This window comes from Puniceibacterium sp. IMCC21224 (assembly GCF_001038505.1).
Classification (GTDB): Bacteria; Pseudomonadota; Alphaproteobacteria; order Rhodobacterales; family Rhodobacteraceae; genus Puniceibacterium.
In genome coordinates this window covers 3445902-3463870 of record NZ_LDPY01000001.1, presented here as the reverse complement: position 1 = coordinate 3463870, position 17969 = coordinate 3445902, and the positions used below count along the sequence as shown (strand labels likewise).

Annotated in this window: 19 protein-coding genes; 13 read left to right on the top strand and 6 right to left on the bottom strand. The window is 60.8% G+C overall.

The annotated features are described in order from the left end of the window. Positions 1 to 4: 4 nt before the first annotated feature. Together IMCC21224_RS16135 and IMCC21224_RS16130 are read right to left on the bottom strand one after the other, a co-directional pair. A complete protein-coding gene (locus tag IMCC21224_RS16135; protein WP_047996212.1) occupies positions 5 to 961 on the bottom strand; it encodes an L-malyl-CoA/beta-methylmalyl-CoA lyase in 957 nt (318 codons plus the stop codon). Between the two features lie 63 nt (positions 962 to 1024). Continuing rightward, positions 1025 to 2212: a LytS/YhcK type 5TM receptor domain-containing protein gene (locus IMCC21224_RS16130; RefSeq protein WP_047996211.1), complete on the bottom strand. Its 1188-nt coding sequence runs from the start codon at positions 2210 to 2212 to the stop codon at positions 1025 to 1027. A gap of 157 nt (positions 2213 to 2369) precedes the next feature. Here IMCC21224_RS16130 and dgcN point away from each other — a divergent pair, with 157 nt between their 5' ends. The 3 genes from dgcN to IMCC21224_RS16115 are packed head-to-tail and all read left to right on the top strand — an operon-like array spanning position 2370 to position 5294. Next, a complete protein-coding gene (gene dgcN, locus IMCC21224_RS16125; protein WP_047996210.1) occupies positions 2370 to 3371 on the top strand; it encodes an N-acetyltransferase DgcN in 1002 nt (333 codons plus the stop codon). A gap of 36 nt (positions 3372 to 3407) precedes the next feature. After that, the gene (gene dgcA, locus IMCC21224_RS16120; RefSeq protein ID WP_047996209.1) at positions 3408 to 4373 is read left to right on the top strand and encodes an N-acetyl-D-Glu racemase DgcA; all 966 of its coding nucleotides are present in this window, start codon (positions 3408 to 3410) and stop codon (positions 4371 to 4373) included. Positions 4374 to 4430: 57 nt separating this feature from the next. Further along, positions 4431 to 5294, top strand: a complete 864-nt coding sequence (locus tag IMCC21224_RS16115) for a D-amino-acid transaminase (protein WP_047996208.1) — start codon at positions 4431 to 4433, stop codon at positions 5292 to 5294. Positions 5295 to 5300: 6 nt separating this feature from the next. On the opposite strand, the gene IMCC21224_RS16110 is transcribed toward IMCC21224_RS16115, so the two are convergent. From IMCC21224_RS16110 to IMCC21224_RS16100, 3 genes are all read right to left on the bottom strand, one after another. Then, a complete protein-coding gene (locus tag IMCC21224_RS16110; protein WP_047996207.1) occupies positions 5301 to 6320 on the bottom strand; it encodes an endonuclease/exonuclease/phosphatase family protein in 1020 nt (339 codons plus the stop codon). Positions 6321 to 6446: 126 nt separating this feature from the next. Then, positions 6447 to 6761, bottom strand: a complete 315-nt coding sequence (locus IMCC21224_RS16105) for a DUF1244 domain-containing protein (protein WP_047996206.1) — start codon at positions 6759 to 6761, stop codon at positions 6447 to 6449. A gap of 22 nt (positions 6762 to 6783) precedes the next feature. Further along, positions 6784 to 7521, bottom strand: a complete 738-nt coding sequence (locus IMCC21224_RS16100) for an N-formylglutamate amidohydrolase (protein WP_047996205.1) — start codon at positions 7519 to 7521, stop codon at positions 6784 to 6786. A 134-nt stretch (positions 7522 to 7655) separates the two neighbouring features. On the opposite strand from IMCC21224_RS16100, the gene pyk reads away from it, so the two are divergent. The 9 genes from pyk to mscL all read left to right on the top strand — a co-directional run bounded on the left by pyk (position 7656) and on the right by mscL (position 16196). Continuing rightward, complete coding sequence (gene pyk / locus IMCC21224_RS16095; protein WP_047996204.1) at positions 7656 to 9101, top strand: pyruvate kinase; 1446 nt, start codon at positions 7656 to 7658, stop codon at positions 9099 to 9101. Positions 9102 to 9134: 33 nt separating this feature from the next. After that, complete coding sequence (locus IMCC21224_RS16090; RefSeq protein WP_231582105.1) at positions 9135 to 9365, top strand: hypothetical protein; 231 nt, start codon at positions 9135 to 9137, stop codon at positions 9363 to 9365. A gap of 256 nt (positions 9366 to 9621) precedes the next feature. Next, entirely contained in the window at positions 9622 to 9822 is a 201-nt protein-coding gene (gene rpmI, locus IMCC21224_RS16085; RefSeq protein ID WP_047996203.1) for a 50S ribosomal protein L35, read from the top strand. 31 nt (positions 9823 to 9853) lie between these two features. Further along, positions 9854 to 10219 (top strand): 50S ribosomal protein L20, encoded by a 366-nt coding sequence (gene rplT, locus IMCC21224_RS16080; protein ID WP_047996202.1) that lies wholly within the window; start codon positions 9854 to 9856, stop codon positions 10217 to 10219. A gap of 156 nt (positions 10220 to 10375) precedes the next feature. Beyond that, positions 10376 to 11449 (top strand): phenylalanine--tRNA ligase subunit alpha, encoded by a 1074-nt coding sequence (gene pheS / locus IMCC21224_RS16075; RefSeq protein ID WP_047996201.1) that lies wholly within the window; start codon positions 10376 to 10378, stop codon positions 11447 to 11449. Between the two features lie 339 nt (positions 11450 to 11788). Next, positions 11789 to 12511: a hypothetical protein gene (locus tag IMCC21224_RS16070; RefSeq protein ID WP_047996200.1), complete on the top strand. Its 723-nt coding sequence runs from the start codon at positions 11789 to 11791 to the stop codon at positions 12509 to 12511. Between the two features lie 167 nt (positions 12512 to 12678). After that, a complete protein-coding gene (pheT, locus tag IMCC21224_RS16065; RefSeq protein WP_047996199.1) occupies positions 12679 to 15075 on the top strand; it encodes a phenylalanine--tRNA ligase subunit beta in 2397 nt (798 codons plus the stop codon). Between the two features lie 98 nt (positions 15076 to 15173). Then, the gene (locus tag IMCC21224_RS16060) at positions 15174 to 15623 is read left to right on the top strand and encodes a YtoQ family protein (RefSeq protein WP_047996198.1); all 450 of its coding nucleotides are present in this window, start codon (positions 15174 to 15176) and stop codon (positions 15621 to 15623) included. Positions 15624 to 15773: 150 nt separating this feature from the next. Next, positions 15774 to 16196, top strand: a complete 423-nt coding sequence (gene mscL / locus IMCC21224_RS16055) for a large conductance mechanosensitive channel protein MscL (RefSeq protein WP_047996197.1) — start codon at positions 15774 to 15776, stop codon at positions 16194 to 16196. A gap of 57 nt (positions 16197 to 16253) precedes the next feature. On the opposite strand, the gene ald is transcribed toward mscL, so the two are convergent. Continuing rightward, positions 16254 to 17372: an alanine dehydrogenase gene (ald, locus tag IMCC21224_RS16050; protein ID WP_047996196.1), complete on the bottom strand. Its 1119-nt coding sequence runs from the start codon at positions 17370 to 17372 to the stop codon at positions 16254 to 16256. A gap of 137 nt (positions 17373 to 17509) precedes the next feature. On the opposite strand from ald, the gene IMCC21224_RS16045 reads away from it, so the two are divergent. Beyond that, positions 17510 to 17968 carry an Lrp/AsnC family transcriptional regulator gene (locus IMCC21224_RS16045; RefSeq protein WP_047997199.1) on the top strand — a complete coding sequence of 153 codons (459 nt, stop codon included), beginning with the start codon at positions 17510 to 17512 and terminating at the stop codon, positions 17966 to 17968. Position 17969: the final 1 nt, after the last annotated feature.

Sequence of the window (17969 nt, the reverse complement as noted above, 5' to 3'; positions counted from 1 at the left end):
TATCTTAACCGGCGATCATTTCAGATTGACGAACAATCACCTCGGCCTGCTTGATCGACGCAATATCCACCAACCGACCTTTGTAGACTGTGGCACCTTCGCCGCGCGCTTTGGCTTCCTCCATCGCGGCGAGGATCTCGCGCGCCTCGGTGACGGCGGCTTCGGAGGGGGTAAAGACCTCGTTCGCCAGCGTGACTTGTTTGGGGTGGATCGCCCATTTCCCGACCATGCCAAGCGTCGCCGAGCGCAGTGCCTGAGCGCGGAACCCGTCGTCATCCGAAAAATCCCCGAACGGCCCGTCGACCGGCAACACCCCGTGGGTACGGCAGGCGGCGACAATCGCGGCCTGCGCCCAGTGCCAGGGATCGGACCAGTGCTTGGCGCCTTCACGAGCCATATAATAATTCTCTTGGGTGCCGCCGATGCCAGTGGTCGCCATCCCCATGGAGGCGGCAAAGTCCGCGGCCCCAAGGCTCATCGCCTGAAGGCGGGGCGTGGCTGCCGCGATCTCTTCCACGTGGCTGATCCCGGCTGCGGATTCGATGATGACCTCGAACGCCAGCTTTTTTTGCCGTCCCTTGGCGCGTTCGACCGCCGTCACCAGCGCGTCGACAGCATACAGGTCGGCGGCGCAGCCGACTTTGGGGATCATGATCTGATCAATCCGCTCTGACGCTTGTTCGAGCAGGTCCACCACATCGCGATACCACCAGGGCGTGTCGAGCCCGTTGATACGGACGCTCAGAGTCTTGTTTCCCCAATCAATGTCGCCGATGGCGGCGATCACGTTGGCCCGCGCGCTGTCCTTGTCGGTGGGGGCAACCGAATCCTCAAGATCCAGATTAATGACATCCGCGGCACTCGCGGCCATCTTTTCAAAGATCGCAGGGCGGGATCCGGGGCCAAACAGCTGGCAGCGGTTTGGACGGGCGACGGGGGCGGGTTGGATCAGGAATGACATGCAGCCTCACGTAATATTGTTTCGCAAAAGATGCGCGAGGGATAAGAGTATGTCGTCACCGATTCAAGTGGCATTTCGATCAGACTTTCTGCCCTGCGGCGTCCCCGACCTGTTTCCGATCAATCTTTCGGCCATATCGTATAGAGAGTCTGATTTTCCGGACGGATTAAAACCAGGCGTCGATTGGCCGGATTGGGTGATCTGAAGCGCGTCTCGCGCATGCGCGAGAACGGGCAGGATGTCGGTGGTTCTGTCCTGCCAGGCTGTTCCGACTTCAATCGTGACCCGCAATGGTCCGACACCAGGGACATCGACGGGCTTACACGACAGGCTTGCGACGATGCGATCCCGGGTTTCAGCAATCTTGTTCTGACTGATATCTGGTAAAACAATGGCAAACAGGTCCCGCTCGGGTCGCAGCGCCAGATCGCCCGGTCGCAATGCGCCAGACAATCTTTGTGCCATCGTGGCGACGACGCGGGATTCGGCTGCGGCACCAAAGGTTCGCTCGACCCAATCCAGATGGCGCAGGCGGATTTGGATCGCGCCGACGCTGGTCGGAGAGGAGGCTTCGCTTTGTCGGATCTCGACCGCCTTGGCGAACCCAATCGGGGACAACAGGCCGCTGTCTTCGTCGATGGTTTCAGAGGCGCGCCGATCGGCCATCCAACGCAGATGACGGACGCGGTGTTCGATCAAAGTACCAGCCGTTAGTGCCCCGATGACGTTCAGGGCTGCCAGTGTCGGGGCACAGGTTAGCAGGAAAACGCGTTGAAAATCCGGTGGAAGTGCAAAGACCGCCAGCAAATGCGACGATAGAATCACGCCCAGAAACAGAAGCCAGAGGATACCGCGAGCCTGGATTTTCCGGCTGAGCCAGGCCCAGGTTAAACCGGCGGCAACAACGATCACCAGCGCGGTGAGACCGGCAGATGTTCCCGCGCCGCCGATCCATAGACGGGTTCCCGCAGCGATTAGAATGGCGGGTGCGGCACCGCGCAGCCCAAAGAAGGCAGCGGCGATGCCCACAGGCAGATTGCGCAAATCGACAATGATCCCTGTTGCCAGTTCGATCGGCGTCATCAGTTGCAGCATCGAAATCAGGCCCAGAATAACCCCCATGGTCAGACTGCAGGCCCAGGGATTCCAACGTTCGATCCGCGGCCAGACAACAAATGTAGCAAGCGCGATCAGCCCGACGGTGTCCAATACGACGGAAAAAAGATGGTAGTAGGAGTCAGAGTAGAGCATGTTTCCTCACAGCGCCTGTTTTCCTCTCTCGGAACCTTCTTTTCTGGTCCGGATCAGTAAAGATCGACCTAACGCCATTTCCGTTCTGTTTTGAATTTTATACAACGTCCCGAACACACGGGCCGACGTTGCTTTGGTCTGGCATTCGGAGGCAAATATGATCGAGACACCGTACCTACTGTTTCTTGGCGACGCACCAGACGGGCTGGCAGCCAAGGTGGCGCAAGGAATCCGTGATTGGCGCCCGGAAAACAGTGTTGGCCAATTCCGCATGGACGGCTGCAAAGCCGATATGAAGCTGCCCGACTTGACGCTGACTGAGGCGCGCGAAGCGGGAGCACGCACGCTGGTGATCGGTGTGGCGAATCGTGGCGGAGTGATTTCGCCGGCCTGGAAACGTGTGCTGGTTGAGGCACTCGCAGCGGGGTTTGATCTGGCCTCGGGATTGCACAACCTGTTGCGCGATGAACCCGAACTGGTTGCAGCGGCGCACGCCAATGGTCGGACACTGCATGACGTGCGCGTACCTTCGGTGGCCTATCCGATTGCTAATGGCGAAAAGCGGCGCGGTCGGCGCGTGCTGGCGGTGGGGACAGATTGCTCGGTCGGCAAGATGTACACCGGACTCGCGCTGGACCGCGATATGCGCGCGGCAGGCATGAAGTCGACGTTTCGCGCCACAGGCCAGACCGGCATCCTGATCACCGGCAGCGGTATCCCGCTGGACGCAGTCGTCGCCGATTTCATGGCCGGATCGGTGGAATGGCTGACGCCCGACAACGACGAGGATCATTGGGATGTCATTGAGGGGCAGGGGAGCCTGTTCCACGTCTCATTCTCGGGGGTGACACTGGCGCTGATCCACGGTGGTCAGCCCGATGCCCTGATCCTGAGCCACGAGCCGACCCGCACCCATATGCGCGGCTTGCCCGGCTATGGTCTGCCCACGCTTGAGGTGTTGCGTGACACGGCGCTGCCGCTGGCCCGGGTGGCAAACCCGGCGTGTGAGGTGATTGGTGTGACGGTCAACACCCAGCATCTGAACGACTCAGAGGCCGCGGAATGTCTGGCCGAGATAGAAGAGCGCATGGGGCTGCCCACCTGCGACCCGTTCCGTCAGGGGACGGCGCGACTGGTGGCGGCACTGGCGGCGTTGTGATTTCACTGGCGTCTAAGAAGCTTGGGGGATGGAGCAATGCAGATTGACGTGATGCGCGATGTGTTTCCGCTGGCGCAGGTGTTCACCATCAGCCGGGGGTCGCGGACCGAAGCGCAGGTGATCACGGTTCGGATCAGCGATGGCGGCCTGACAGGGCGGGGCGAATGTGTGCCCTACGCCCGCTATGGCGAAACGCCCGAGACGGTTGCGGCGCAGATCGCCAGCCTGCCCGTCGGCATCGACCGCGCCGCCTTGCAGGGCCTTCTGCCGTCTGGTGCTGCGCGCAACGCGGTGGATTGCGCGCTGTGGGATCTTGAGGCCAAGCGCGCAGGTTGCCGGGTCTGGGATCTGGCGGGACTGGCTGCGCCGGGACCCGAGATCACCGCCTATACCCTGTCGCTGGACACCCCCGAGGCGATGCAGGCGCAGGCGGCCAAGAACGCCTATCGCCCACTGCTCAAGATCAAGCTGGGCACGCCCGACGACATGCCACGTCTCGAGGCGGTGCGCGCGGGCGCGCCGAATGCCCGCATCATAGTGGACGCCAACGAGGGTTGGTCGGCTCAGGTCTACAGCGACCTTGCTCCGCATCTTTTGCGGTTGGGTGTGGCGCTGGTCGAACAACCTTTGCCTGCGGATCAGGATGAGGCGCTGGCCGACATGGCCCGTCCTGTTCCGGTTTGTGCCGACGAAAGCTGCCATGACCGGGCAAGCCTGGCGCATCTGGGCGGCAAATATGACGTGGTGAACATCAAGCTCGACAAGACCGGCGGGCTGACCGAAGCACTGGCGCTGCGCGATGCGGCCCTGTCGGCGGGCTTTGGCGTCATGGTCGGCTGCATGGTCGGATCGTCGCTGGCCATGGCACCTGCGACGATTGTGGCGCAGGGCGCGTTGTTCACAGATCTTGACGGGCCGCTGCTTCTGGCCGAAGACCGTCCAAGTCCCTTGCGCTTTGATGCGGCAGGGGTGCACCCGCCAGAGCCTGAACTCTGGGGATAGTGTTCTTTTCGTGACCTTGCCCCGAAGGGGTGCCAGACACAGTTGGAGTAAGACCAGATGACCCGGACCGTCTACCTGAACGGAGACTACCTGCCCGAAGATCAAGCCAAGGTGTCGATCTTTGATCGGGCTTTTTTGATGGCTGACGGGGTGTACGAGGTAACGTCGGTACTGGATGGCAAGCTGATCGACTTTGGCGGCCACGCGACGCGGTTGCAGCGCTCGCTGGACGAGTTGGAGCTGCGCGCGCCCTGCGATATGGATACGTTGCTGGACATTCACCGCGAGTTGGTGCGCCTGAACGACATCACCGACGGGCTGATCTATCTGCAAATCACCCGTGGCGCGCCGGGGGACCGGGATTTTGTGTTCCCCGATCCCGAAACGACCGAGCCGACGATTGTGCTGTTCACCCAGTCCAAGCCCGGATTGGCCGACAGCCCAGCCGCGCGCACCGGGATCAAGATCATCAGCATCGAGGATCAGCGCTGGGGCCGTCGCGACATCAAGACGGTGCAGCTGCTGTATCCGTCGATGGGCAAGATGATGGCGAAGAAGGCCGGTGCTGACGACGCCTGGATGGTCGAGGACGGCTTTGTGACCGAAGGCACATCGAACAACGCCTATATCGTCAAAGGCAACAAGATCATCACCCGCGCGCTGAGCCATGACATCCTGCATGGCATCACCCGCGCTGCCGTTCTGCGTTTCGCCAAAGAGGCGCAGATGGAGGTCGAAGAGCGTAACTTTTCGATCGACGAGGCCAAGGCGGCGGACGAGGCGTTTATCACCTCGGCCTCATCCTTTGTGATGCCGGTGGTCGAGATTGACGGCGTTTTGCTGGGCGATGGCACACCGGGCCGCCGGTCGCTGCGCCTGCGCGAGATTTATCTGGAAGAGAGCCGCAAGACAGCAGTCTGAGGCGGCTCAGCCCGACAGCGGCAATCCAAGCTGGATCCAGATCGGACGGTGGTCGCTGGGCCGCGCCTGACGGGGACCGTCCATGCTGGCGGTCTCTGCATCAAACGCGTCATGCGCGATGCCGCCGTCCAGCAGTTCGGGCGCCAGCGCGGGTGAAACGACAAAGTGGTCCAGCAGCAGCGGACGGTCGTTCACTCCATCGACGAAATCGTCAAACCGCGCTGTGAACAGCGCCGGTACTGGCACACGCGACAGAAAGCCGTGGGCAAAGATCAGGTCGGGGTAAAACGTGCTGCCCAGCAGGATGTCAGTGACATTGTGGCTCAGGTAGGACCGCTCGAAAAAATCGCGCCCCGGGCCGTCGTTGAAATCGCCGGTCACAATGAGGCGCGCGTTGTTGTCTGCCTCGACCACCGCATCAAGGTAGGTCCGCAGGCGGAACGCCTCGGCCGCGATGCGGCGACGGGCGAGCATGGCGTCGGCGATGAATTCCTGTCGCCGGGCCGGGTCTTCAAACAGCTGTTGTCCGCGATGGACGTATTTCGATTTGGTGTGCAGAACGACAATCTGCACCGGCTGACCAGCTGCCGGATCGGCGGTGATGACAAGCGGCGCGCGGGTGAAATCGTAGCTCTCAAGCAGCAGATCACCATTCACGTCCGCCAGCCAGACATCGCGCAGCTCTTCGCTCAGCGGGTCAGTGGCCAGACCAAAACCCTCGCAGGCGCCACCGATCTTGCGCAGGGCATAGAGTTTTTGCGCCCCGCCGTCGCTGCCCATCAGCACCTCGAACTGTGGACCGCCGTCTGACGCGACCAAATCGAGGAAAAGCGCCATTTCTTCGCGGGCACTGGGGCCCTCTTGCAGGGTTAGCAGATCGGGGTCGAGTGCACGGATCACCCGCGCCACGCGCCCAGCAGTTTCTCGGGCCTCATCGGCGCTTAGATCACGGCTGCCCCATTCGGGGGTGGCGTTGCCAGTGAACCAGCGGTTCATCCATTCGATGTTCCAGTTGACGATTTTCATGAGCGAAATTCCTCGAATGTAAAATAACGGCAGTCTGAATGCAGTTATCCTACCACGGATTCGCCCATGGGTTGTGTAAAGCTTTGATGAACTGTCCTGGGCCTTGGCCTCGTCAGGTCCGGTAAGTCAGTCAGGTTTACCGACGTTTTCGGCAAAGGCGGTCTTGAATGCGGTCTTTTTGTCTGCGCCCGCATCTGTCTGATGCTGCGCTTTCCATTGATCCATCGTCATGCCGTAAAACGCTTCGCGGCCTTCGTCCTTGGTCATCTCGATGCCGCGCTCATTGGCGGCCTCTTGATACCAGCGCGACAGACAGTTGCGGCAAAAACCGGCCAGGTTCATCATGTCGATGTTCTGCGCATCGGGGCGGTCCTGCATCAGGTGCTGGCGCAGGCGGCGAAAGGCGGCTGCCTCAACTTCGATCCGGGTCTGGTCGTCCATGGTCATTCCTCCTTGAGTTTCACTACAGATCGGCCTTTTGCAGCGCGGCTTCAAGCAGCGGAGCCAGCCTTTTGCCCCAGTCGGCCTGTGCCGCAGGCTCTTCGATCAGATCGCTGCGCAATTCGATCAGCGTGTTCTGGCGCCCGTGGTTCAGACCGTGACGATGGACCGAATCGCCGGGCAGGTGGCCGGGGTAGGGGACATTGCGCCCGGTGACGATGTCCCGCTCATTCTCAAGTGCGGCGATCAGGGGATCCGACAGCCGCGCGTCCCAGGCGTGCAGAATTCCCACATGCCAAGGGCGGGGCGTGCGGCCGCGCAGCTGCGGCGTAAAGGAATGCACTGCGACAATCACCATGTCGTCGCGCCGGGCCGCCAATTGTTCGAGGGCTGCGTGGTAAGGCCGGTGATACGCATCCAGCCTGCGCTGCTTTTCGGCGGCGTCCACATGGCGGTTGCCGGGAATGATCGACCCGTCATAAAGCCGCATTACCAGCGTCGGGTCTTCTTCGCCGCGGTTCGGGTCGATCACAAGCCGCGAGAATCGTGTCAGGATTGCCGGACAGTCCAGCGCGTCGGCCAAGGCGCGGACCACGCCGTCCGCGCCGATGTCATAGGCAATGTGGCGGCCCATGTCGGATGCCTCTAAACCAAGCGTTCCGCCCAGATCAGGTGGCACAATATTCGACGCATGGTCACAAGTGATCAGCCAACGGCTGTTTCGCGCCGCGCCCACGATGCTATAAGGTTCGTATGTCATGGCCCTGTCATCTGCTGCGCGCATCACATACGGCAGTTGCGCGACAAAGGGAAATGGGCAATAACACATCGAATTTGTTAGCGGTAACGGGGTACGCCCGATGCTGCGCAGGGAACCAGACGGGACGGTAATGCATGAGACGTTTGCGCAATGTGAAGATCGTGGCCACGCTTGGGCCGGCCTCCTCGGACTACGAAATGATCCGCAAGCTGCACGAGGCGGGGGCGGATGTGTTCCGGCTCAACATGAGCCACGGCAGCCATGATGAGATTCGTGAACGCCATGCAATTATCCGTCAGATCGAAGGCGATCTGAAAAGCCCGATCGGCATTCTGGCCGACCTTCAGGGGCCAAAACTGCGCGTCGGCGTCTTTGCCAATGGTGAGGAAGAGCTGGTCGCGGGGGCCGATTTCCGCATGGATCTGGACAGCGCCGACGGCGACGTTACCCGCGTGAACCTGCCCCACCCCGAGATTTTTGCTGCGCTTGAGGCAGACGCGCACCTGCTGGTCAATGATGGTAAAATTCGCCTCAAGGTCAAGGATTGCGGCGCTGATTTTGCCAATTGCACCGTGATCACCGGCGGCACGATTTCGAACCGCAAAGGTGTGAACGTGCCTGATGTCGTGCTGCCGCTGGCCGCCCTGTCGGACAAGGATCGCAAGGATCTGGAGTTTGTCTGCCAGCTGGGCGTTGACTGGCTGGCGCTCAGTTTTGTGCAGCGCCCCGAAGATGTGCTTGAGGCGCGCGAACTGTGCAAGGGTCGTGCCGCGATCCTGTCCAAGATCGAAAAGCCTGCCGGTGTGACCGCATTCGACGCGATCCTGGAAGTATCAGACGGCATCATGGTCGCCCGTGGCGATCTGGGCGTTGAACTTCCTGTCCAGAATGTGCCGCCGATCCAGAAACGTCTGATCCGCAAGTGCCGCGCTGCTGCCAAGCCGGTGATCGTGGCGACTCAGATGCTTGAATCGATGATCGAATCGCCGATGCCGACCCGCGCCGAAGTCTCGGACGTTGCCACCGCGATTTATGAGGGTGCAGATGCGATCATGCTTTCGGCCGAATCCGCGGCCGGCGCCTATCCGGTCGAGGCAGTGCAGACCATGCACAACGTTGCGATGGAGGTCGAAAGCGATCCAACCTACGTCGAAGTGATCGAGGCATCGCGCACAGCCAAGCGGACTTCGGTGGCCGATGGGATTGTGGCTGCGGCCCGCGAAATTGCCGAGACCACGGATATCAAGGCCATCGTGTGCTTTACCCAGTCGGGCACGACTGCCGTTCTGGTGGCGCGTGAACGGCCCCGCGTTCCGATCCTTGCCCTGACTTCGCAGCTTTCCACTGCGCGGCGACTGGCGCTGACATGGGGCACCAACTGCGTGCAGATCGGCACTCTGGAGCGGTTCAAAGAGGCGGTGGTCAGCGCGGCCCGTGCCGCCCGCGAAGGCGGCTATGCCACGACCACCGATCAGATCGTGGTTACGGCCGGTGTGCCGTTTAACACAACCGGCACGACCAACATTCTGCGCGTGGCCCCCTGTGATGAGCGTTTGATCTACAGCACAGATCCCGGCTAAGCTCCGGGCGTCCTTACAAAAGGCGCTGCTGCGATGATGCTCGACCCGGATTTGACGCTTGTGATTGGGCTGGTGATTGGCCTGTTTTCGATTCCGTCGATGATTTCGGCCTATTCGGATGAGCGTCCGCCACGGGTGGCGGCGTTGTGCCTGGTGTTGGCGGGTGGGCTGATCCTCAATGCGATGCAGAACAAACCGGGTGGCTTTCGGGTCTCGGAGCTACCCCATGTGTTTTATGGGGTGGTCGGGCGGTTGCTGGACTGATCGCAGGTCGCGCGATCTTGTCGTGGCGGCGCGTGTCTAAGGTGATGTGATACCGCGTGCTGCCTTGGATATGCCTCAGCCTGAGCTGGCTCAGCAACTTGGCGACACAGAACAGCACTGCCTTGGCCCGCGACCATTCAGATCACGCTTGCATCATACATGATCCGCCCCTATACGACCCGCTCATTCCCGCGCGTCCGGCCTACGTGGCATGCCGAGTCGCGCGCACGACCGACCCGAACGCAAGGAGACGGAAATGCCCAAGATGAAGACCAAGTCGAGCGCTAAGAAGCGCTTTAAAGTGACCGCCACCGGAAAGGTGATGGCAGGCCAGGCCGGAAAACGGCATGGCATGATCAAGCGCACCACCAAGTTCATCCGCGATGCACGCGGGACGACCACGCTGTCGGCCCCCGATGCCAAGATCATCAAGGGCTTCATGCCCTATGACCGCTGATTGACCACTTACCGCACGAAGGAGCCTGATCATGGCAAGAGTTAAAGGTGGGGTTGTTACCCACGCCCGTCACAAGAAGATTACCGACCAAGCCAAGGGCTATTATGGTCGTCGCAAGAATACCTTCAAGGTGGCCGCACAGGCCGTCGACAAGGCAAACCAATACGCCACGCGTGACCGCAAGAACCGCAAGCGCAGCTTCCGCGCCCTGTGGATCCAGCGGATCAACGCTGCTGTCCGTATGTTCGACGAGACGCTGACATATTCGCGTTTCATCAACGGTCTGGCCCTCGCCGGGATCGAAGTGGACCGCAAGGTTCTGGCTGATCTCGCCGTACACGAGCCCGAGGCGTTCAATGCTATCGCGGCACAGGCCAAGGCGGCTCTGCCCGCCTGAATGGTCCGCTGATCATCCGACATCGAAAACGCCGTCCCCTTGGGGCGGCGTTTTTCGTTCAGGGTCCCGACGGGTGGCGGGTCAATTGCGGGCCATCGGCTTGCGCTGCACCGGTCCGCGCGCTAGGGGAAGCACAACGATCTGAAAGGGCCGCACATGGACGATCTGCGCAAAAAATACCTCGATCTGATTGCCGGGGCCGCAACCGAATCCACACTGGAAGAGTTGCGCGTCAGCGCCGTGGGCAAAAAGGGCGAAATCAGCCTGCAAATGCGCGAGCTGGGCCGCATGACGCCCGAGGAACGCCAGACTGCCGGTCCCGCACTCAATGCGCTCAAGGACGAGATCAACTCGGCGCTCGCGGCCAAGAAAGCCGGGTTGGCGGATGCTGCTTTGGACGAACGCCTGCGAACCGAATGGCTGGACGTGACGCTGCCGGGGCGCAGCCACCCGATTGGCACGATCCATCCTGTCAGCCAGGTGACCGAGGAAGTGACCGCGATCTTTGCCGACATGGGCTTTTCTGTCGCCGAAGGTCCGCAGGTTGACACCGATTGGTACAATTTCGACGCGCTGAACATCCCCGGCCACCACCCCGCGCGGGCCGAAATGGACACGTTCTATATGCACCGCGCCGAGGGCGACAACCGTCCGCCGCATGTGTTGCGCACGCACACCAGCCCGGTGCAGATCCGTCATATGGAGCAGCACGGCGTACCCTGCCGCATCATAGCCCCGGGCCGCGTCTACCGGGCCGATTACGATCAAACCCATACTCCGATGTTCAATCAGGTCGAAGGTCTGGCCATCGACAAGGATATCTCGATGGCGAACCTGAAATGGGTGCTTGAGGAATTCTTTGCCGCCTTTTTTGAGGTCGACGGGATCAAGACGCGGTTTCGCGCCTCGCATTTCCCGTTTACCGAACCGTCGGCCGAAGTTGACATTCAGTGTTCGTGGATCGATGGGCAATTGCGGATCGGCGAAGGCGACGGCTGGCTCGAGGTGCTGGGGTCCGGGATGGTGCATCCCCATGTGCTGCGCGCGGCCGGAGTGGATCCCGAACAATGGCAGGGTTTTGCCTTTGGCATGGGCATCGACCGCATCGCGATGCTGAAATACGGCATGCCCGACCTGCGCGCGTTCTTTGATTCAGACCTGCGCTGGCTGCGGCATTACGGCTTTGCCTCGCTCGACGTGCCGACGCTGCACGGTGGGTTGTCGCGATAACTGACAGGGCCCGGCCCGCATCGGTCTGATAACCCAGCGAGGGTTCCGACGCCAGGCACTAAGGCGTTGGGATATCTCGATAATGCCTCACGTTCTGCAGAAAGTTGGGGACACGAACGGTCGTGATCGTTGCGCCGCTGTGGCCCCGATTGCCAGCGCGATACACAGCCAGCAGACCGCATCCCCGCCTTGAGCATGGGCGCCTGCGCGCGCGTTTGGAAACAAACTGTGTCCTATACTCAAATCAAATGCTCTAAAATTGACACAAATTTGAGCGATCTCGTTCTCAAAGCTTGACCCGCCCCCCTGGCTTCAGCCGCCGCGAAAAGGAGAAGAATGATGTCGATATCCAACTCACTTAGCCGCCTGGCGCTGAGCCTTACCCTGATGGCCGGGGCGACTGCGGCCCACGCTGCAACCGCCACATATGACGGGACATCCAAGAATTCTGGCAACTGCATCCCGTTCGGCTGCCCGGACAGCTATGGTACGCATATGGGGTTCATCTATCAGGATATCGCGGCCTTCAGTCTGAGCGTTGGCGATATCATCGCCTTCGATACAATGGGCGTGAACGATTATGATCTGTCGCTGTCACTGTCTCTTGGCGCGACAACGACCAACGGCGGGACCCGTGTCGACAGCAACGGATTTCTCTCGCTTGGCACCATCGCACCATCGACACGGGGCGATACGATCATGGGAAACTTTGACATTCAGTTTGTGGCCACGTCTGCGTTTTCGTTCGCGGGTGGCGGCCTGATCGTCGATTTCGAAAATACCAATGGCAGGGTGCGGGACGGTGCATCGAACTCTGGCGGGTATAACCTAGTCAGTTCGCGTAACAGCGACTTTACAACTGGCAGGTATTACAGCGGTCGATATGTCGGCGATACATCGCGCGGATCCAGTTCGTCCCATGTCGGCGATTTGCGGATCATCACCGCCGATGCGAGCCCGTACGTGGCCGGACCAAGCGCGGTGCCTTTGCCCGCAGGTCTGCCGCTGCTGCTGCTTGGATTGGGTGCCATCGGTGTCACCCGGCTGCGCCGCAAAGCCTAGCCCGGACAGGATTGCACGGCTTTTTCAGGGCGCTACGGCGCCCTGTTTGCTTTCAAAGGCTCAGTTGCACTGGTTGGCAGCCGGACGGGGGTAAACCAGACGGCCCTTTCCCCGTCGGGCCTGATCCGTTAAGGACGGGCCAAACGTAATCAACGCGAGCTGGACCGATGAAATTCACGCTTTCCTGGCTCAAGGAACACCTCGAAACGAGTGCCCCCCTTGACGAGATCACCGATACGCTGACCGACCTGGGACTCGAGGTTGAAGGGGTCGAGAACCCCGTGAAAAAACTTGAATCCTTTACCATCGGCAAGGTGCTTTCGGCGGAGAAGCACCCGGATGCGGACAAATTGCAAGTTTGTCAGGTGGCTACGGACGACGGGACGCTTCAGATCATCTGCGGTGCGCCGAACGCGCGCGCCGGGATCACGGTGGTTGTGGCGAAACCGGGCACCTATGTGCCGGGCATCGACACCACCATTGGTGTCGGCAAGATCCGCGGCGTCGACAGCTACGGCATGATGTGTTCCGAACGCGAGATGGAGCTGTCCGAAGAGCATGATGGCATCATCGAATTGCCGTCCGGCGAAGTGGGCCAGACCTTTACCGACTGGCTTGCCAAAAATGCGCCTGCCAAGGTGGATCCGGTGATCGAGATTGCGATTACGCCCAACCGTCCCGATGCTCTGGGCGTGCGCGGTATCGCCCGCGATCTGGCGGCTCGGGACATCGGGCAGCTCAAGTCCAAAGGCAACGCACCGGTTCAGGGCAGCTTTGACTGCCCGATTTCGGTAACGATCGACGCTGACACGTTAGAGGCCTGTCCGGTGTTTTATGGCCGTGTGATCCGTGGTGTTACGAATGGCCCCAGTCCGGAATGGTTGCAGGACCTGCTGCGGGCCATCGGTCTGCGGCCGATATCATTCCTTGTCGATGTGACCAATTTCTTTACCTATGACCGCAACCGGCCGTTGCACGTCTTTGACGCCGACAAGGTGCAGGGCGGTCTGCGGGTTCACCGTGCGCTGGGCGGCGAAACGATGGTTGGCCTGGACGAGAAAACGTATACGTTCGATCCGGGTATGACGCTGATCTCGGATGATGCGGGCGTTGAATCCATCGGCGGCGTGATGGGGGGGCTGGCCACGGGCGTCACGCCTGCGACCACAAATGTATTCATCGAGGCGGCCTATTTCGACACGATCCGTACCGCCTACACTGGTCGCGCGCTCAAGATCAATTCAGACGCCCGCTATCGGTTTGAACGTGGTATCGACCCTGCCTTTACGCCAAACGGTATCGAACTCGCGACGCAGATGATCCTGGATCACGCGGGGGGCGAAGCATCCGAGCTGGTCGTAGCTGGCACGGTGCCCGACACATCGCGCGCGTATAAACTGGATCCGCGCCGCGTGGTGTCGTTGGTCGGGATGGAGATCCCGGAATCCGAGCAGCGCCAGACGCTGACCGCGCTGGGGTTCCGGCTTGAAGGCAATATGGCACATGTGCCCAGCTGGCGCCCGGATGTGCTGGGCGAGGCGGACCTGGTCGAAGAGGTGGCGCGCGTCGCATCCCTGACCAAACTCAAGGGAGTGCCGTTGCCGCGCACTCACTCCGGTGTGCCGCGTCCGATCCTGTCGCCGCTGCAACGGCGCGAACAGTCAGCGCGGCGCACCACTGTTGCGCTGGGCTACAACGAATGCGTGACTTACAGCTTTATCGACAAGGCGGCGGCGACGCTCTTTGGCGGTGGGGATGACGCCACCATGCTGGCCAATCCGATCAGCTCGGAAATGAGCCATCTGCGTCCCGATCTGCTGCCTGGGCTTTTGCAGGCGGCGGCCCGAAATCAGGCGCGGGGATTCCCCGATCAGGCATTGTTCGAGGTCGGAGCGACCTTTGGCGGCGGTGAACCAGGCGAGCAGAAATTGCAGGTTGTCGGTCTGCGGATTGGCCGGACGGGTCCAAAGGATGTGCACGGCGAATCGCGCAGCGTCGACCTGTATGACGTCAAGGCGGATGCCGAAGCGGTTCTGGCGGCGATGGGCGCCCCGGCCAAGGTGCAGATTCTGCGCGGGGCAGCGGGCTGGTGGCATCCTGGGCGTCATGGCATGATTTGCCTGGGTCCGAAAAAGGTGCTGGGCGTGTACGGCGAATTGCACCCAAAGGTGTTGCAAGCGCTTGATGTCAAAGGGCCCGCCGTGGGCTTCGCGCTCTGGCCCTCCGAGATCCCGTTGCCACGCAGGACGACGGCCACGCGCTCGGCTCTTGTCCTCAATGATCTGCAACCTGTTGATCGAGATTTCGCCTTTGTCGTCGACAGCAATGTCGAGGCGCTGACATTGGTGAATGCCGCCACGGGCGCGGACAAGGCGCTGATTGCCGATGTTCGGGTGTTCGATGAATTCATCGGTGGCGCGCTGGGGGAAGGCAAGAAATCCATCGCCATGACCGTGCGTTTGCAACCTGTCGAAAAGACCCTGAAAGAGGCAGATATCGAGGCGGTGTCGGCCAAGATCGTCGATAAGGTGACCAAGGCGACAGGCGGCACACTGCGCAGCTGACGGGCTTGCCTTTCGCAGTTGTGACTTAGATTTTACAGGCACAGGGGCGCGTGATGCGCCCCTATCTGACGCATAACACATCACGGAGGGAGAGCCGCATGGGATTGAACGTTTATCTGTCCGGAGAGATCCACACCGATTGGCGCGAACAGATCATCGCGGGCGCGCAGGGGCTGGACGTGACCTTTGACAGTCCGGTAACGGATCACGGGGCCAGCGACGATTGCGGTGTGGCGATCCTGGGCGCTGAAAGCGACAAGTACTGGCATGACCATAAGGGCGCGATGGTCAACGCCATCCGCACCCGCAAAGGCATTGCTGATGCGGATGTGGTCGTGGTGCGCTTTGGTGAGAAATACCGTCAGTGGAACGCTGCGTTCGACGCCGGCTGTGCTGCCGCGCTGGGCAAATCGCTGATCATCCTGCAGCAACCCGACCACGATCACGCGCTGAAAGAGATCAATGCCGCAGCCCTCGCCGTGGCGCGTGAACCGGCGCAAGTGGTCGAAATCCTGCGCTACGTGTTGACCGGGAAATTGTCAGGCTAGAGCGGATTAATTCAAAGTGACGTTACGATGAAACGGCGTTGGCCGCTCTGCAAACCGGGAACAATCGTTGTGAAGACATCCTGAATATGCTCTTTGCTGCACCAATAGACGTCGAAAATCGACTCTGAGGATATTGGTGTAGGGACACACATGATCAACGAATTTAAAGATTTCATCGCCAAGGGCAATGTCATGGACATGGCCGTTGGTATCATCATCGGCGCAGCCTTTACTGCGATTGTGACGTCGCTTGTGGGTGATATTATCAACCCGTTTATCGCGCTGTTCACCGGCGGCATTGACTTTTCCGGCTGGTTCTACACGCTGGACGGAAGCGAGTATGCATCGCTGGCCGCCGCGGTCGAGGCGGGCGCCCCGGTGTTCGCCATTGGCAAATTCATCATGGCCGTGATCAATTTTCTGATCGTCGCCTTTGTGGTGTTTATGCTGGTCAAGATGGTCAACCGGATTAAAGCGTCTGCTGTGCCCGCAGAAGAGGTCACACCAGAGGCCCCAGCCGGTCCGAGCGAACTGGACGTGCTGCTGGAAATCCGTGACGCCCTGAAAAAGTAAACGACGCGACAGATTTGCGAAAGGCCGGGTTTGCGCCCGGCCTTTTGTCGTTGTGGCTCAGAGTTTGAGCGCGACTTGCGGCGCGGTCACATCCAGCCCCAGCGCCTTGCCCACCGCAAAATAGGTCAGTTTGCCTGCATGGACATTCAACCCGTTCAGCAGGTGCGGATCATCGGCGCATGCGTCCTTCCAACCCTTGTCAGCCAGCGCCAGCATGAAAGGCAGGGTTGCGTTCCCAAGGGCGAGGGTCGACGTGCGGGCCACCGCGCCGGGCATATTGGCGACGCAGTAATGCATGATCCCGTCGACGTCGTAGATCGGATCCTGATGGGTGGTGGCGCGCGAGGTTTCAAAACAACCGCCCTGGTCGATGGCAACATCGACGATGGCCGCGCCGGGCTTCATGGTGGACAGTTGCGTCCGCGTCACCAGCCGGGGCGCGGCTGCACCGGGGACAAGCACGGCGCCGATGACCATATCCGCCTCGGCGACCATATCGGCGGTGCGGGCGGCGCTGGCATAGCCGGTCTTGAACACGCCGCCGAACACATCGTCGAGATAGCGCATGCGGTGCAGCGATCGGTCCAGAACGGTCACATCGGCGCCCATCCCCGCAGCGACACGTGCCGCATGTGTGCCGACAACGCCGCCGCCGATCACCAGCACTTTGGCAGGCAGAACACCGGGTACGCCGCCCAACAGCACACCGCGACCACCATTGGCCTTTTGCAGCGTCCAGGCCCCGACCTGTGGCGCCAGTCGGCCAGCAACCTCGGACATCGGCGCCAGCAGCGGCAGGCCACCCCGGTCGTCAGTCACCGTCTCGTACGCGATGCAAGTCGCGCCCGACGCAATGAGGTCGCGGGTCTGGTCGGGGTCAGGCGCCAGATGCAGATAGGTGAACAGGATCTGCCCGTCGCGCAGCAGTTTACGTTCGACCGCTTGCGGTTCCTTGACCTTGACGATCATGTCTGCGGTCGCGAACACCTGCTCTGCGGTATCGACCAGCGTGGCACCTGCAGCGCGATAATCCGCATCGTCAAAGCCCGATCCCAGCCCTGCGCCGACCTGCATGACCACGGTATGGCCGTGGGCCACGGCCTCTTGCGCCGCCGCTGGGGTGATGCCGACACGGAACTCTTGCGGTTTGATTTCGGTCGGGCAGCCGATTTTCATCTATGGTCTCCTTGGGTTGACTGTCTGACAGGGTGGGGTAGCGGGCGCGCAATTTCTTGGTGAAATAGTCCTGCTGATAGCGTAAACAGTCGAAGAATTCTGCGCCAATTGCGTCCTTGATCGAAGGAATCTCTCAGATCGACCTCGACGACACCGACCGTCGTATCCTACGGGCCCTGCAGAAACGCGGGCGGATGTCGAACGCCGAACTGGCGGAGTCGGTGAATCTGTCCGCCTCGGCCTGTCACCGGCGGGTGCAGCGGCTCGAGATCGAGGGGGTGATTGGCGACTATGTTGCGCTGCTGAATGCGCGCAAACTGCATCTGCACACCACGGTGTTTGTTGAGATCAAGCTGACGACTCAGGCGGATGAAGTACTAGAAGCCTTTGAGAAGGCCGTGAAACGCGTACCGGACGTGCTGGAATGTCATCTGATGGCGGGATCGGCGGACTATCTGCTCAAGATTGTGGCAGAAGATACCGAGGATTTTGCCCGTATCCACCGGCAATACCTGACCCGTCTTCCGGGGGTGGCGCAGATGCAATCATCGTTTGCGTTGCGCACAGTGCTCAAGACAACCGCCCTGCCGGTCTGAG